Origin of the sequence: Enterococcus cecorum DSM 20682 = ATCC 43198, assembly GCF_000407565.1 — a bacterium.
GTDB lineage: Bacteria > Bacillota > Bacilli > Lactobacillales > Enterococcaceae > Enterococcus_E > Enterococcus_E cecorum.
The window spans coordinates 112501-129151 of sequence record NZ_ASWI01000004.1 but is presented as its reverse complement, the minus strand read 5'-3'; the positions used below and the strand labels follow the sequence as shown (position 1 = coordinate 129151).

The following is a 16651-nucleotide window of genomic DNA, read 5'->3' as shown; positions in this document are numbered from 1 at the left end:
ATCCAGGTATATCAATAATCACTGGAGATAATATCATAAATATATCCCACTTCAGAATCAGGGATTTTGACACTATAACTCTCTTCCATGACACTAAGCGTATTTTTTAACCAAATATATTTCTTAGTATGACGAATATCATCTACTTGTCCATCAAAGTCGTAGGAATCAATAGGCTCGCGACGAATCAAACGCTCAATTAAGCAACTCACATGGATATATAAAGCCATTTTATGCTGATTGGTCAATTTCGTATGACTCAATTCTTCAAATTTACGCATCATCATATCAATGTGATTCATTACCGTATGGGCATCTAAAATAGTCAAAGAATTCAGCACTCGTTCAATGGAGAAATTATGAAGCAAGGATTCATTTAACTCATCCATGTACATGCCTTTTTCAATCGTTGATAAAATTTGTTCCAGTACTTGGATATTACGTCCTGAAATCAAATCTTCTAGAGCCAAATACGTCACTCCTGAAATATGTGGATCGGAAGTCCCTATAATCGCCAAAATGTTAAATGTCTTGCGCAAAACATCGACTTGTTCCCGATTGAGTAACTGGCGGTAATCATAGGCTTTCACCAATACCTCAACTTCTGCAGGCATGCTTTCAGTCAACAACGTGCGGATTTGATTTGCCGTACCTATCCCTGTATGGCAGCAAGTAATAATCAAATTCTTTTTAATTTCTTTTGGATAAATAATTTGTGATTGATAATGAATCTCTTCTTTCACATTTGCAAGTATTTCATCGATGGATTTATTCTGTTTAATTTCGTTTGCAACATGTAAAGCCATTTGTGTGGAGACATGATTAATAATGCCAATTGGAAAATCAACATAACCTGAAATATACTTCGAAACCCCTTCTAAAGATCCCATATCCACCATCAATAGTAAGCCGTCACTAATATAATATTGATTGATGTAATCAGTTAGTTCTTTACCAATATCATCAACTCCAATATCTAAAGGCATATCAAAAGCATCTACAATCTTTTCGTTCATCATTTTATTCACTACATCTGCCATACTACTTGCAGTCGAATAGCCATGTGATAAAATAAGCGCACGAATCGGACGGACCCGATAGTCATAACGAGTAATTTTTAGATAGATATGTAAAAATAGTTGATCCACTTCATCATTGACATAGTTCAAATTTCTGGCAATCGACCGTAAAAAAATACTAATAACCTCGGAAACATTTGGCTCATCAATATGAAACATATGAATCATGTTTTTGAAGATATTCCTTTGATAAGTAGAAAAATCACTGGTTTCAAATTGTTTATAGTAGAAATAGTAACTTAAGACATTCACCATATTGCCATCAAATTTCACACCGTAATTCGCTTCTAAGCTCGTCACTTCCGAATGAATCATATTTTTCAAAAAACTTAAAGGAATTCCTCCACGTTTAATTCTTTTACGATAGATCAGTGCATCACATAATAATTCAAGCTCTGTCATACAAGCTCGTTTAAATTTCTCCTCGCTATCCATTTTCTCAGACAACTCAATAAATTTTTGAAACATAGAATAAATAGGAGAGTTTAACAGGTCGTTAGTATTTTCAAGAGTACTGATTGGTTTTTGCGGTGAAATCGCCACAAAATCGCTGTTTATCTGACTAAAGGCTTTCACATCGATTAAATCATTCGTCTGTAAAATATGACTAGGTAAATCAGAAAGTCGAATATAAATTTTTTCATCCTTTATATGTCCAAGCGCATTAGCAACAGAAAGTGTGATTGCATTCTTTAATTGACCAACATTACTTGAATAATGGCGCATGGTTAAGAAATGAAGCACCTGCTGACTAACATAAAGCTCTTGTTCAATCTTAATAGATTCATCGCGATAAAATTTCATGATTAGACTTTCTCGCTCCAGAGCTGTTCGTTCATTTAAAGCCGGAATCTCAATTTGAACCGGAATTCTGCGCATAAATGTGGCCAAAAAATTACTCGTCAAATCTTCTGTTGTCGCACAAATAAATCTCACTTTTACCGGATGGGCCTCTTTTGTTTCTCCAAGGGGCATAATTAACTGGTTATCGAGAAAACTGAACAATTTTTCTTGTCCTTTGGCATTTAATCGGTGAATTTCATCAAGGAATAATACCCCACCATCTGCCTCATCAAACAATCCAGGTTTATCTGCATCAGCCCCTGTAAATGCACCTTTTTTATAACCAAATAAAATACTGGATAATAATTCTGGATTGTCCGCATATTCCGCACAGTTAAATTGAATAAAGCGCTTATCACAGGAAACATAACCCTTGGAAACACAATACTCATAATATTTTTGAGCTAAAAAACTTTTCCCTACCCCTGTGGGACCTGTCAAAAGTACTGGTAAGCCTAATCCCGGATAACGAGCGGCTGCCTTTAATTGCCGAATTTGACCATATAATGACTGCTTTGAACCAATAATTTCATCAAAAACATTTTTCTTTGAATGAAGCGCTGCCTGAAGTTCATCCAAAGAAGCATACTCTAACAATAATTCCGTATTTGCATAATTGCGTAATTTCGAGGCTTCAAAAAAGAGCACTGGTCTCGTATTGATTTTAATTACGAGATTTTCTTTAACCAATTGATTTAAATAGTGACTAATTGTATTTCTTTTAGCTGAAAATCTTTTTGCTAAATAATCTGCTGTAATAGAATTTTGATAGATATCCTCTACATTAGTCAACGTTTGAACTTCTTGATACAGCAATTCTTTGAGTTCCACAATACCGCCACCTTTGAATTTTTATATACAATTTCTATACTACATGAAATATTTCTCATCTGCAAATCACAAAAATATCATTTTTTCATAAAAATAGTGATAGCAAATAGGTTTTTAATTCCTATTTGCTATCACTAAATGTATTAATTTTATAATAATATTGTGCTTATTATAGACAAACTTTATTTCGCTAAACGATAAATGGCATCAGCATAGATCGCTGTAGCATTGAATAAGTCATCTAAGTCCATAAATTCATTAGCTTGGTGCATGGTATCGATATAATCTGGGAACATCGCACCATAGGCAACACCGCGTTCTAATAGACGGCCGAATGTACCCCCACCAATGATTTGTTCTTCACCTTTTTGACCAGTATGTTCTTCATAAACAGCTAATAAAGTTGCTACCAATGGATCATCGGCTGGAACATAGTGTGGTTTCATGTGATGTGGGCGTTCTTCAATTTTTACTTTATTTGCGCCAATTTTTGCCATCATACCGGCTGTTAATAAAGTAGCAGAAGTGCCTTTAGGATAGCGGAAGTTCAAGTTCACATAAGCATCTTCGCCATCTGCTTCAAAGCTAAATAAACCAGCATTCATTGTTAGTTTACCCATTTTTTCATCTTCGTGGGCAATATCAAATTTTTCACCATAAACATCTTCATGGATATATTGTTCGATAGTTGATAAGAAGTCTTTTGCACCGCCAGCAAATTCATAGCTGCTTAAGAAGGCTGCTAAATAAGTACCAGCATTTACACCTAGATGTGGACTAGCTCCATGTGCAGATTTACCAACTACTTCAAAAGTAACGACATTACCATCGACTTTTGCTTCACCAGAAACTGGACGGCTAGTTAAGAAATAATTGAAGCTATCTGCCACAGTTTTTGCTTGTAATTCATCGTTAAATGTCACTTTTGCACTTGCTTTACCAGGAACCATATTTTCACGTAAGCCAGCTTTAAAACTATCTAAACGTACAGCACCTGTATTTGTTGAAGCAAAGTGTAAACGTAAAGAAACATTTCCTTTTTCACCATTGATAATTGGGAATTCCGCATCAGGAGAGAAACCAAAATCAGGTTTTTCTTCATGTTGGAAGTAATAATCCATATCGCCCCAACCACTTTCTTCATCTGAACCCACAACAAAGCGGATTTTTTTAGAAATTGGTAAGTTTAAATCACGGATAATTTTTAAAGCATAGTAAGCAGCGATACTAGGTCCTTTATCATCTGAAGAACCACGAGCGTAAATGCGATTATCTTTAATGACGGGTACATATGGATCTGTATCCCAACCATCACCAGCTGGTACCACGTCCATATGGCAGAAGATACCAAGTGTTTCGTCACCTTCACCGTATTCAATATGACCGGCATAATTATCTACATTTTTTACTGTAAAGCCATCGCGTTCACCATAGCCTAACATATGTAGTAAAGCAGCTTTAGGTCCTGGTCCAAAAGGTGCATCTTCACTTTTTTTGTCGTCTTCACGTTCACTTTTGACTTTTAATAACTCAACTAAGTCATTTAATAAGTCATCTTTACGTGATTCGACTTCTTTTTTCCAATCGATAGTCATAGATTTACGACCTCCTAAAGTTTTATTCACCTTACCATGATAACACTATTAGAGAAAAGATACAAAAGTAAATTATTGAATCGCTGTATTATACATGTTGTTATTTATTATTTATGTTATAATTTACTCGTAATAACTAAATTTCATCGAGGTGACCTAGATGTTAACAGCATTAGACGAAACGATTCTAAGTACAATTGCTCGCCGCCCTTTAATCAGCCATAAGGGAAATTTTGGTCGAGTTTGTTGTATTGGAGGGAATCTAAAGTATGGAGGTGCGATTATTTTAGCTACCGAGGCTTGTGTATATTCAGGCACTGGGCTTACTACTACAATTTGTGATAAAGAAAACCGTCCTGCTATCCATGCGCGTACACCAGAGGCGATGATTGTGGATTGGCAAAATTTAGTAGAAGTTGATCGGGTTTGTCAAACGGCTGATGTGATTGTTATTGGTCCTGGTCTTGGAGATGACCCACAATGTCGGACAATCTTGCAACAAGTCATTCAAAACCAAAAAGAAAATCAGTGGCTGGTGATTGATGGTTCGGCTCTTTCGATAATGGCGGAGTTTCCCATGGACTTTCAATATCCCGCAAAAGTAGTTTTAACGCCGCATCAAATGGAGTGGCAACGTGTTTCGCAAATCGCAATTAAAGATCAAACATTTGAAAAAAATTTAGCTGTCCAACAAAAATTACAAACAAATGTCGTCTTAAAGAGTCATCAAACCCAAATTTATTTGGCGAATCAAACCCAATTTATTAATCCATTGGGAAATCCTGGTATGGCTACAGGAGGAATGGGAGATTCTTTAGCTGGTATGATTGGTAGCTTTTTAGCCCAATTTACGGATAAAGAAAAAGCCATTTTAGCCGCGGTTTACCTACATAGTTTTATTGCTGATAAAATTGCGCAAGAAAGTTATGTGGTTTTGCCGAGTCAATTAATTCAAAAAATTCCATATTGGATGGATTATTTTGTCAAGGTTTATCACTGAGAGGTAAAAAATGATACAAGAAGTAATGAATGAAATTAGTCAAGTGATGGCTAAAGTCGATGAACAACAATTACAAAAGATCTTACCACTATTTACAAAGTAACGGTGGATTTTTGTCAGAGGCGCTGGACGAAGTGGCTTTCAGGCAAAAAGTTTTGCAATACGATTGATGCACTTAGGTTATGAAGTCTATGTATTAGGCGAAACAATTACGCTCAGTGTGCAAGAAGGGGATTTATTTATTGCCATTTCTGGTTCAGGAACAACAAAATGCGTGCTGATGGATGCAAAAAGTGCGCAAGAAAAAGTCTTGACTTTGCTCGTATTTACGAGTGATAGTCAAGCAGCCCTCGCACAATTTGCTGATGAGATGGTTATTATTCTAGGTGCAACAAAAACAAGGTCAGGAATAGCTTCTATCCAATTGCTTTCTAGTCTATTTGATCAAACACTACATATTACGCTAGATGTCTTGTGCTTACTGCTATCTAGACAGCAGTAAGCCACCAATGATGAAATTTTACAAGCACATGTGAATATTGAGTAAAAAAACGAGTAGTTCCGCTGCAAAAGTGAACTACTCGTAATTTTTATTTCAATACATTCTGTGCAATAAAAGCGACATAGCCAACTTGACCATTATCTTTCAAATGCGTTTCATCTTCTTCAAACCAATCTTCATGCGCTTTAGCTTCATCATACCAATCGATTAGTGTGATATTTTTATACTTTTTCGCCATTGATTCTAGAAAACGATTCACATCTCCTTGCCAACGCTGAGTCGGAACATAAACATTAATCAGATAAACTTTACGCTTAGACCCAATCGCTTTCATCATATTTTGAAAATCTTCTTCCGTGTAAACGCCATTTGTGCCAAGACCGATTACAATCGTATCTGCCAATAATTTTTTCTTCTTCAACTCATTGATTGTTTTCTTTGCAGAGTATAGTTGACGACCGATATCCGCATCTAAAACCACATTTGGGAAGACCTCTTTCATCTCTTCCACAGTACCTAACATGACTGAATCACCAATCATCGTGATGTTCATTTGCTGCGCTTTTAGCAACTGCGTATCCGTTAAATGATACTTATCCGCAATCTCATTGGTCGCATGCATGACTTCTGTTGCCCCATCTGTATTTTTGGTCGCATCAGCAGCTTTTTTATTCTTAGCGATATCCACCTCAAAAGCTTTTTGTGCGTCGTTTTTTTGATTAGCAGGAGCAGTAAAAATACCAAATAACGCAACCGCAAAAACAATTGCAAGCGGCACACACACCATTTTTTTCCAAGCATAGGCCGGTAATTTCACCCATTGTTTGAAGCGAACTGGTAATTGTGAGTAGTCATAGCGACGACAAGGTACTTCAATTAAGCGGTAGGATAATTCACTCATCACTAATATCAGTGCTATTTCAATTAACGTATGCAACCATAAACGGTGATTGATATTTTTAACGGCACTTTCATAAAAAATCATAATTGGAAACTGATACAAATAAATCCCATAGCTTCGTTTGCCAATATAATTAAATATCGGATTAGACAAGTACCGATTGAAGTCAGCACCGGGATGGGCCGTCACTGCTACAAGTATCGCCGCAAAAAGGCTGACGATATACATCCCACCGTAGTATAAAAAGTTAGACTGTGCACTTAAAGTGAAAAAGCTCAAAATAATTGCCAATAACGCAAGCCAACCAGCACGATTTAACGTTTTTTCGGCTTTTTTAGAAATACTTGCGCGTAAATGATTACTTGGCCAAAAAATTGCTAAGCTAGCCCCCAACCACATGGAAAAGGAACGGGAAAAAGTACCATCATAGACCGCTGTTGGATCGACGCCAGGTTTAAATTGTATCGCCATCCAAATTGCCGAAGCTAACGATCCAAGTAAGAAAATGCCGGCTACCCGGTCTTTTTTCCTCCCAAGCTTATAAAAAAGAACAAGCAAAATTGGTAAGACCAGATAGTTTTGCGCTTCAACGGATAATGACCACAGATGGGTAAATGGATCTGGATTATGGAAGCGGTCGAAGTAAGATAATTTATTATCAATTTGCCAATAATTATTAAAATACAATAAACTACTGAAAACAACACCGCGTAAATTATTCAATAAATTCCGTTGAAAAAGTGTAATATAACTAGCACATAATACTAGAAGACCAATTAAAGCCGGATACAGTCGTTTAATTCTTCTAAAATAAAAGGCTTTTAAATGGATTTTTTGGTTACTTTCCCATTCTTGACGTAATAAATCAACAATTAAATAGCCAGAAATCACGAAGAAAACTGGCACGCCCAAATATCCCCCTTTGATTGTATTCGGAAATAAATGGTAAAATATAACTCCTAAAACGGCGATGGTGCGAATCCCATCAAAACCGGTAATATATCTATGTTTTGTATTCATGATTAACCTTCTTAATTAATATTTTCTTTCCCACTATACTATCATGCCATAAATTTCAGAAAAAAGCATGGAGAAATTCAATGAATATAGAAAAACTTAATTCCTACTGTCCCATTATAAAGGATAATACACGATTTTTTTATCTTTTATTCAAAAAAATTTTTCATTCTGAAAATATAAATCACTTATCCGCTCGTAGCTGACCAAGTCGATTTACAACCTTATTGACGGTGTTCGGCAGCTAGACATTGTGAAATTCGCCCTACCATTTGCAAAAATCTCCTTTCATCCGATTTTTGCAGTGGTAGGTAAGCACAAAATTTCTTCGAGGCTTTCCGAGCTGCCTAACAACCTTATTAAAAAGAGGCTGACCTAAAAGTGTATTAGCAAGATAAATAAAAAATGAAATCCTTATGATGAAATAAATAATTAATAAAAATATAATGAAAATCCGAATGTTCAACTTGATTACTCATAAAATCAACTATGAATATTCGGATTAATTAATTATACACTCATTTTTGGCAAGAGACTAATGGCTGGCCTCTTTTTGTCTTTATAATTTTTCTTCATAAAATCGTCCAAGAATCTGAACATTTTCCGCAATACTGACGAAGGCGTGAGGATCTGATTCTTTCATCGCCGCTCTCAACATAGGTAGCTCATAGCGAGTCACAACCGTAATTAAGACGGTTTGTTTCTCATGACGATAAGCGCCCTCTGCTTCATGGATAATTGTGATACCACGGCGCATCTTTTCTTGAATATGTTCAATCACTTCATTTGGAAAACGCGTCACAATCGTCACTTGCATTTTCTTTTGCTTGGTATACACGGCATCTGTTACTTTCCCACAAACAAAAATCGCCAAAGCTGAATACAATGCATAAGCCCAACCAAATAAAATCCCCGCAATAAACATGATACATACATTAAAGAAAATTGAAATGGAGCCTACTGATTTGCCTGTTTTTTTACGAATGGCAATACTAACAAAGTCCAATCCGCCTGAAGACAAGCCATTTCTAAGTGCATAACCAATCCCTGCACCCATGACTGCACCGCCGAAAATCGCACAAATAATGGGATCTTTAGACAAAACTTCCTCTGGTAATAATTGTGTAAATAACGAGGTCAAAATAACGGTAATGCCAGTAAAAATTGTGAATTTATGACCAATTTTAAACCAGCCCAACAAAAATAAAGGAACATTTAACAAAAGTAATCCAAGCGATACAGGAATGGTAAAAGGTAGATAATGTCCCGATAAAGTCGTAATAATCTGTGCTACCCCGGTAATTCCACTGGAGTATATATGTCCTGGTTGATAAAAAAAATTAATCGAAATCGCGGCTAAAAGAGCATAAACGATTGCGAATGAGAATTTCTGCGCATAATCTGCATGCGGAAATATATTAAAAAATTTCTGTGCCATGATAACCTTCTCACTTTTTATTTATTCAAGCCCATTATACCCCTTGCCTAAGAAAAAAAGCCATTTATGAAAAATTTCTCATTTTCATAGATGACTTTTAGGAATATTTAAATAATATTAGGCAAGCTTAGTCTTCTTCCACACCAGTTACATCGATGTTTAGTTCGAATAATTGTAGTGGCGATACTGTACTTGGTGCTTGAGACATAGGATCCACTGCACGACCATTTTTCGGAAAGGCGATAACTTCACGGATATTGTCTTCACCAGCTAATAGCATGACAAAGCGGTCTAACCCTAAAGCAATTCCGCCATGTGGAGGGAAACCATAGTCAAGCGCATCTAAAAGGAAACCAAATTGTTCTTGCATTTCACGACGAGAGAATCCTAATGCTTCAAACATTTTCTCTTGAACTTCTTTTTGATAGATACGTAATGAACCGCCACCTAATTCATAACCATTTAAGACGATATCATAAGCTTGAGCATGCACTTTAGATGGATCTGTTGCTAATAATGGAATATCGCTTTCTCTTGGTAAAGTGAATGGATGGTGCGCAGAAACATAGCGACCTTCTTCTTTATCATATTCAAATTGTGGCCAGTCAACCACCCATAGGAAGTTAAATTTAGATTCATCGATTAAGCCTAATTCTTTACCTAATTTCAAACGTACAGCCCCTAATGAAGCACATACGACATCAAAGCTATCTGCGCCAAACATCAATAAGTCGCCTACTTCAGCATTGGTTGCAGCGACGATTTTTTCTGTTGCATCGCCTAAGAACTTCGCAATTGGCCCTTTCAAACCATCTGCTTCAACTTTTAACCATGCCAAACCTTTTGCACCATATTGGCCGGCAAATTGACCTAGGTTATCCATATCTTTGCGTGAATATTTATCGGCAGCTCCTTTGGCATTTAACGCTTTGACTACCCCACCATTTTCTAAAGCCATTTGGAATACTTTGAAATCAATATCTTTGACCACTTCAGAAATATCTACTAATTCCATGTCAAAACGTGTATCTGGCTTATCGCTACCGTAACGATTCATCGCTTCATCATAAGTCATGCGTGGGAAAGGTAATGTCACTTCCATGCCCTTGACGTCTTTCATCACTTTAGCAATCATGCCTTCTGTTAGTGTTTGGATTTCTTCTGCACTTAAGAAAGAAGTTTCCATATCCACTTGGGTAAATTCTGGTTGACGGTCTCCACGTAAGTCTTCATCACGGAAACAACGAACGATTTGGTAATAACGGTCAAACCCAGCATTCATCAATAATTGCTTAAAGATTTGTGGTGATTGTGGTAAAGCATAAAAATGACCTGGATGTACGCGAGATGGTACTAAATAGTCGCGAGCTCCTTCTGGCGTTGATTTACCAAGATAAGGTGTTTCAATATCTAAGAAATCATTGCTATCTAAATAAGTACGAATCGCACGGGTTACTTGATTACGTAAAATAATATTTTGTGTCATTTTTGGACGACGTAAATCTAAGTAGCGATAACGCATGGGTACTTCATCGCTTGTTTGTTGGTCATCTTCAATTGGAAATGGTGGTGTTTTTGCTTTGTTTAAAATCGTAATGTCTGAAATCATCACTTCGACACCACCTGTGACGATTTTTGGATTCACTGCTTCTGACGCACGTTCAATGACTTCACCAGTTACTTCAATCACATATTCACTACGGCATTTATCCGCAATCGCCCATGCTTCTTTAGACACTGCTGGATTAAAAACGACTTGGACAAACCCTTCTCTATCACGTAAATCGATAAAGATAACGCCTCCTAAGTCACGACGTTTTTGAACCCAACCTTTTAATGTTACTGTTTGGCCAATTGTTTCATTTGAGACCTGACCACAATATAATGTTCTTGTTGCCATTATTGTTTACTCCTTTTCTGTATGCATCATTTCTTGATAAACTGTTTCAAATTGTGTTTGAATTTGAGTCAGTGGATAAGCTTTTTCTACACGAGTGGCTAAGTTTTTCACGTTAACCACGCCGTTTGCTAATTCTGTTTCGCCAATGGTTAATACTAATTGTGCATTTAACTTATCAGCCGTCTTAAATTGGGCCTTCGCTTTACGGTTCATCACATCACGTTCAGCACTAAAGCCGGCTTGACGAATACTTTGCACGATTTGTAAGGCTTCAATATTTGTTGCTTCACCTAAAGAAACCACATAGGCGTTTAATGGTTTTTGGGCAGCTAAAGTAATGCCTTGTGCTTCTAAAATCATTAATAAACGTTCAAAACCCATCGCAAAGCCAAAACCAGCTGTTTCAGGACCGCCTAATTCAGCGACCAATTGATTGTAACGACCACCGGCACAAATAGTAGATTGGGCGCCCATTTTTGAATCATCGCTCATAATTTCAAAAATCGTATGGGTGTAGTAATCCAAACCACGGACCATATTGCTATCAATTTCATAAGCAATGTTTAAGGCGTCTAGCATCTTCGTCACAGCTTCAAAGTGTTTTTGGGCCGTTTCAGATAAATAGTCTAAAATAGATGGTGCCCCAGCAACCACCGCTTTATCTCTTTCATCCTTACTATCTAGCACACGCAATGGATTTTCTAATAAACGACGATTAGAATCGGCACTCAATTGTTCTTTAAATGGCGTTAGATAATCAATTAATGCTTGACGATAGGCCGTGCGTGTTTCTTGATCACCTAACGAATTTATCACTAAGCGTAAATCTTTAATCCCTAATTCACGGAAAAATTGTAAAGCCATAGCCATCGTTTCAACATCTGTGGCTGGATTATCCGAACCAAAGACCTCTACACCAATCTGATGGAATTGACGTAAACGACCTTTTTGTGGACGTTCATATCGAAACATTGGCCCCATATAGTAAACTTTGTATGGTTTTTGATGTTCTGGACCGAATAATTTATTTTCCACAAAAGAACGAACAATCGGCGCAGTGCCTTCTGGTCGTAAAGTAATATGACGGTCCCCTTTATCGTGGAAATCATACATTTCTTTTGTCACAATATCCGTCGTATCGCCTACACTTCTTGAAATGACTTCGATATGTTCAAAAATTGGTGTGCGGATTTCGTGGAATTGATATTGGTTAAATAATTTTCTAGCAGTTTGTTCAATTGTTTGCCATTTTTCTGATTCACCTGGCAAGATATCATTGGTACCTTTTGGACGTTGGTAAGCCATAATTTCCTCCTCGTTGTCTATTTTTAACAAATAAAAAAGCCCTTGAAGCCATATTGCTACAAGGACGAATCATCGTGGTGCCACCTATTTTCAGTGTAAAATCAAAACTTTACACCCTTCAAACGATTAACGCTCGTACACGGAATAGCTTTTTACTACTCATCTCCAGACTGTTCTTCAATATCACTTGCTTAAGCTACTTTCAGCCTAGGGTAGCTCTCTCTTGAAAGTCGAACATGATATTTACTCTTTTCTTTCGCTGACTTTTTCTATATCAGCTTTTACAATACGTGATATCTCTTAAAAAGTCAAGAACTTATACAGAAATTTTCAGATATTTTCTTGGATGACTTTCAACGCATCTTTTAATAATAATAAAGTCCATCTTGTGTCTTTTGTCTAGCAAGCCAAACAACTAGTAAAATCGCTAAGTTGAAAAACACCGATACAATAAATAAAGTTCGGTAGCTAAAAGTTTCAATCATTAAACCACCAAATAACGGCGAAATAGCCCGCCCCGCACTACCAAAAGAATTCACAAGACCTAAATACTTTCCCTTTACTCCTTCTGGTGTGATGCGGTTGACAATCACTGGTACTTGTGGAAAGGCCAAGGCTTCTCCAATTGTTAGTAAAACCATCGCAGTCACGAATAAATAATATTGTTTCGCAACACTTAACACCACAAAAGAGAAAGCAAACATCAAAATGCCGATATAAATTGGCATAAAATGATTTTTAATATATTGCCCATAACGTACAATGAAAAATTGAATTAATAAAATTAACCCCGCATTGACCGTCCATAAAACACTATAGTACCGAAAAGGAATCCCTAGACTGGTCATATATACAGAAACATTACTTCCCCATTGTTGATACATCGTCCAAGTAATCAAAAGCATGGACAGTAAGGTAATCATCAAATATTGATTCATCTTTGGTAATTTTATCTTTGTCTTGTCCGTTTTACGCTCATTTGTCGCTCGTTTAAGATTACGCAATGGATGATAGCCAATCAAAACAACTGCTAAAAAGCCTAGACTAATCAATGTCGAAACGAAAAATGGTAACCGTAAATCCCAATCATATAAAAAACCAACAACAGATGAACCAATGACAATGCCAAAGTTTTGGACAAAATAAATCATATTAAAAACATAGCGACCATCAAAACGTTTCAAGGTTGCGCCTAATGCACTTACCAAAGTCCCATTCCAACCAGCTGCCAATCCTAAGAAAAATAAACAGATGGCAAAAGGAACGGCTTGATGAAACAAGGTTAATACAATTAGGGTGACTGTCATCACTAAGCCACCAGCCAACATCAAATAATAAGGATTTCGGCGATCAAACCCGAGTCCCCCAACGACATTCCCAATCACACTAGCTAGTGAATTGAAAAATAAGACTAATCCTACCAAAGTTAAGGAAATATGCAAATTATCATGCAAATAAACGCTGGTTAGAGGCCAAATAAAACTCATCCCAAAGCTTGTAAAAAAGGCTCCTAATAATACAGCAATAAAACTGACTTCTTTTTTCATTTCCGCTCACATTTTCTATATAAATTTTGCTTGAAATGGTGAAACTAAATTCGCTCTAATGTTTTCGCTGTATCGTGCCATAACAACGGAAAGAATCTTTGTAACAAGCGCCCGATCAAGCAACCAATCAAGTTTAACATAATATCACTCACAGCAAAAGTCCCTACATAAAAAACATATTGAATCGTTTCAACGCCACAGATAAAAAGGACACTAATAAGACAAAATTCCCAAAAACGAGATTTGAAACTAAATAAAATCCCAAGTGGAATAAAATAAATCACGTTTAAGGCAGCCTCTAATAAAACACGTTTATTGTGCACGGCAAAATCAAATAAATCAAAACTATAAGAGTGATAATTGCGCGCTTTAGCAAACAAGACGATAAACAATAAAAATAAGTACACACTATAGAAGAGATACGTATAAATAACCGTAAATTTTTGGAAAATCAACTGTACAAAAAATAGCCACATACTCAACGTCACAAAACCAATTAAAAATTCCTTTGTATACGCAAAACGTGCCATTGCTGAGGATAAATGCGGATAGCTATTTAAGACTGGATATGCAATCCAGTTAATCAAAAGAAATCCAGCTAAAAATGAAAATACGCCTAAAAAGAACAGTGCGAATAGTTTTTTCATATATACCAATCCCTTGTTTTATTTTTCTCTTTATTATAATGATTCAGCAAGTTTTCTGCCAAATAAATCTACTCAATATAAAAGAAACTTAAATTAATATATAGAAAATTAATGAAAACAGCTTTCCCTTTCTTATTGACGATATTTTCTATGCTTTAAAGTCATTAAAATTACTTATATTTATCCTTAGAATTGTTATTGAACTTTTCATAGCATTTTTCTATGGTAAATTTTATGGTTTGCTTTTGAATAATTCTAAAAACAGGCGTAAAATGAATATGTAATTATTGTTATTATTAGAATGATTCTATTTTGAGAAGAGTGTGAAACATGAAAGCAAGTTTATTTACAAGTTGTGTTGTGGACGCGCTATTTCCAAACGTCCCAATCGCAATGACGGAAGTTTTAGAACGTTTTGGAGTAGAAGTATTACTCCCTGAAAGTCAAGTATGCTGCGGACAACCAACCTTAAATAGTGGATACCGCAAAGACTCTCGCAAAGTTTTAATCAATCAAATCGAAGCCTTTAAAGATGCGGAATATATCGTGGGGGCAGCTGGTAGTTGTACAGCGACTTTTAAAGAATATGCAGAATTATTCAAAGATGACCCTCAATATCGGACATTAGCTGAGGATTTGAGCAAACGTACCTTTGAATTCACTCAATTCTTACATTATGAATTAGGCTTAACAGATGTAGGTGCGACTTTAAATGCACGGGCGACCTATCATCGTTCTTGCCATATGTCTCGGATTTTAAAAGAAAAACAAACACCTTTTATCATGATGAAATATGTCAAAGGTTTAGAATATGTTGAATTGCCACATATCGAAAACTGTTGTGGTTTCGGTGGTACTTTCTCTGTTAAAGAACCATTGATTTCAAATGCCATGGTGACTGAAAAGATGAACGATGTCATTTCAACTGGTGCGGAAGTCTTAATCAGTGCGGATATGGCTTGTTTGATGAATATCGGCGGTAAATTTAATCGAGAAGGTAAAAAAATTAAAATTATGCACATTGCTGAGGTCTTAAATCATGATGTCGATGAAAGTCGCGTTCCTCAATTAGCAAGAGTCTAAGCAAGTTTGGTGGTGAAAATATGGGATTAAAAACAAGTACGTTAACTTTTGAAGAACGTTGTGAAAAAAGTTTAAATGATACACAAATGCAAGCAGCACTAAAAAAAGCACAAGATAGTCAATGGATTAAACGTGAAGCTTCTCGTGCAGATATGGGTGACTGGGAAGAATGGCGCAAATTAGGTCAAGAAATTCGTCAACATACCTTAAACCATTTACCAGATTACCTTGAAATGTTTGCGGAAAATGTCCAAAAACAAGGTGGACATGTGTTATTTGCTCAAACCGAAGAAGAAGCAAGAGAATATGTGAAAGAAATTACCCTTGCTAAAAATGCTAAAAAAATCGTCAAATCCAAATCAATGGTCACAACCGAAGTCGGGCTCGATCCAATGTTTGTCGAAATGGGGCTAGAAGTCATCGAATCTGACTTAGCAGAATTTATTTTACAAATGGATAATTGGGACGAACCTTCACACATCGTCTTCCCTAACATCCACAAAGACCGCTATCAAATTCAAAAAATCTTTGAAAACCTAGGCTATGAAGGTAGCAGCGAACCTGAAGAAATGGCGAAATTTGCGCGTAAAGTGTTACGTGAACACTTCTTATCAGCTGATATTGGCATTACTGGTTGTAACTTTGCCATTGCCAATAATGGAATGATTAACTTAGTAACCAATGAAGGAAATGCCGACTTAGTGATTGCAATTCCTAAAACCCAAATCGTATTGATGGGGATGGAAAGAATCGTACCAAGTATGAAGGAAGCTGAAGTATTAGATAGCTTACTTTGTCGTAGTGCCGTGGGTCAAAAATTAACGAGTTACGTCACATTTGCTGGTAAAAAAGTCGATGAAGAATCAGATGGCCCTGAAGATTTCTACGTGATTATTGTCGATGATAACCGCTCCAATGCCTTAGGTACACAATTCCAAGAGATGCTACAATGTATTCGTTGCG

11 protein-coding genes, 1 pseudogene and 1 other annotated feature (1 of these 13 cut by a window edge) are annotated in these 16651 nt (G+C 36.4%); of the genes and pseudogenes, 4 read left to right on the top strand and 8 right to left on the bottom strand.

Translation table 11 applies throughout. The features are described 5' to 3' along the window. Window positions 1-11: 11 nt before the first annotated feature. Both I567_RS06515 and pepV read right to left on the bottom strand, forming a co-directional pair. Window positions 12-2753 carry a sigma 54-interacting transcriptional regulator gene (locus I567_RS06515; RefSeq protein ID WP_016251455.1) on the bottom strand — a complete coding sequence of 914 codons (2742 nt, stop codon included), beginning with the start codon at window positions 2751-2753 and terminating at the stop codon, window positions 12-14. A gap of 182 nt (window positions 2754-2935) precedes the next feature. After that, complete coding sequence (gene pepV / locus I567_RS06510; protein ID WP_016251454.1) at window positions 2936-4348, bottom strand: dipeptidase PepV; 1413 nt, start codon at window positions 4346-4348, stop codon at window positions 2936-2938. A gap of 160 nt (window positions 4349-4508) precedes the next feature. On the opposite strand from pepV, the gene I567_RS06505 reads away from it, so the two are divergent. Beyond that, window positions 4509-5348, top strand: coding sequence for an NAD(P)H-hydrate dehydratase (locus I567_RS06505; protein WP_016251453.1), 840 nt, complete (start codon window positions 4509-4511; stop codon window positions 5346-5348). A gap of 10 nt (window positions 5349-5358) precedes the next feature. Next, window positions 5359-5850 (top strand): annotated as a pseudogene (locus I567_RS06500) (SIS domain-containing protein). An 88-nt stretch (window positions 5851-5938) separates the two neighbouring features. Here I567_RS06500 and I567_RS06495 read toward each other — a convergent pair. The 6 genes from I567_RS06495 to I567_RS06470 form a co-directional block, all read right to left on the bottom strand. Next, the gene (locus tag I567_RS06495; RefSeq protein WP_016251450.1) at window positions 5939-7771 is read right to left on the bottom strand and encodes an acyltransferase family protein; all 1833 of its coding nucleotides are present in this window, start codon (window positions 7769-7771) and stop codon (window positions 5939-5941) included. A gap of 556 nt (window positions 7772-8327) precedes the next feature. Then, complete coding sequence (locus I567_RS06490; protein ID WP_016251449.1) at window positions 8328-9206, bottom strand: YitT family protein; 879 nt, start codon at window positions 9204-9206, stop codon at window positions 8328-8330. Between the two features lie 127 nt (window positions 9207-9333). Beyond that, a complete protein-coding gene (aspS, locus tag I567_RS06485) occupies window positions 9334-11106 on the bottom strand; it encodes an aspartate--tRNA ligase (RefSeq protein ID WP_016251448.1) in 1773 nt (590 codons plus the stop codon). A 6-nt stretch (window positions 11107-11112) separates the two neighbouring features. Further along, complete coding sequence (gene hisS, locus I567_RS06480; RefSeq protein WP_016251447.1) at window positions 11113-12411, bottom strand: histidine--tRNA ligase; 1299 nt, start codon at window positions 12409-12411, stop codon at window positions 11113-11115. Window positions 12412-12468: 57 nt separating this feature from the next. Further along, window positions 12469-12680, bottom strand: a binding site (T-box leader). Window positions 12681-12776: 96 nt separating this feature from the next. Further along, window positions 12777-13958, bottom strand: a complete 1182-nt coding sequence (locus I567_RS06475; RefSeq protein WP_016251446.1) for an MDR family MFS transporter — start codon at window positions 13956-13958, stop codon at window positions 12777-12779. Between the two features lie 44 nt (window positions 13959-14002). Continuing rightward, entirely contained in the window at window positions 14003-14605 is a 603-nt protein-coding gene (locus I567_RS06470) for a VanZ family protein (protein ID WP_016251445.1), read from the bottom strand. A gap of 330 nt (window positions 14606-14935) precedes the next feature. Between I567_RS06470 and I567_RS06465 the strand changes: the two genes are divergently transcribed. Together I567_RS06465 and I567_RS06460 are read left to right on the top strand one after the other, a co-directional pair. After that, the gene (locus I567_RS06465; RefSeq protein ID WP_016251444.1) at window positions 14936-15688 is read left to right on the top strand and encodes a (Fe-S)-binding protein; all 753 of its coding nucleotides are present in this window, start codon (window positions 14936-14938) and stop codon (window positions 15686-15688) included. A gap of 20 nt (window positions 15689-15708) precedes the next feature. Beyond that, window positions 15709-16651, top strand: partial view of a LutB/LldF family L-lactate oxidation iron-sulfur protein gene (locus I567_RS06460; RefSeq protein WP_016251443.1) — the 5' portion only. It continues 524 nt past the right edge of the window; only the first 943 of its 1467 coding nucleotides appear in the window; the start codon lies at window positions 15709-15711; its stop codon lies beyond the right edge, outside the window.

Coding starts and splice junctions, on each gene's coding strand:
- pepV (WP_016251454.1), bottom strand. CDS start 4,348: ATGACTATCGATTGGAAAAAAGAAGTCGAATCACGTAAAGATGACTTA.
- I567_RS06505 (WP_016251453.1), top strand. CDS start 4,509: ATGTTAACAGCATTAGACGAAACGATTCTAAGTACAATTGCTCGCCGC.
- I567_RS06495 (WP_016251450.1), bottom strand. CDS start 7,771: ATGAATACAAAACATAGATATATTACCGGTTTTGATGGGATTCGCACC.
- I567_RS06490 (WP_016251449.1), bottom strand. CDS start 9,206: ATGGCACAGAAATTTTTTAATATATTTCCGCATGCAGATTATGCGCAG.
- aspS (WP_016251448.1), bottom strand. CDS start 11,106: ATGGCAACAAGAACATTATATTGTGGTCAGGTCTCAAATGAAACAATT.
- hisS (WP_016251447.1), bottom strand. CDS start 12,411: ATGGCTTACCAACGTCCAAAAGGTACCAATGATATCTTGCCAGGTGAA.
- I567_RS06475 (WP_016251446.1), bottom strand. CDS start 13,958: ATGAAAAAAGAAGTCAGTTTTATTGCTGTATTATTAGGAGCCTTTTTT.
- I567_RS06470 (WP_016251445.1), bottom strand. CDS start 14,605: ATGAAAAAACTATTCGCACTGTTCTTTTTAGGCGTATTTTCATTTTTA.
- I567_RS06465 (WP_016251444.1), top strand. CDS start 14,936: ATGAAAGCAAGTTTATTTACAAGTTGTGTTGTGGACGCGCTATTTCCA.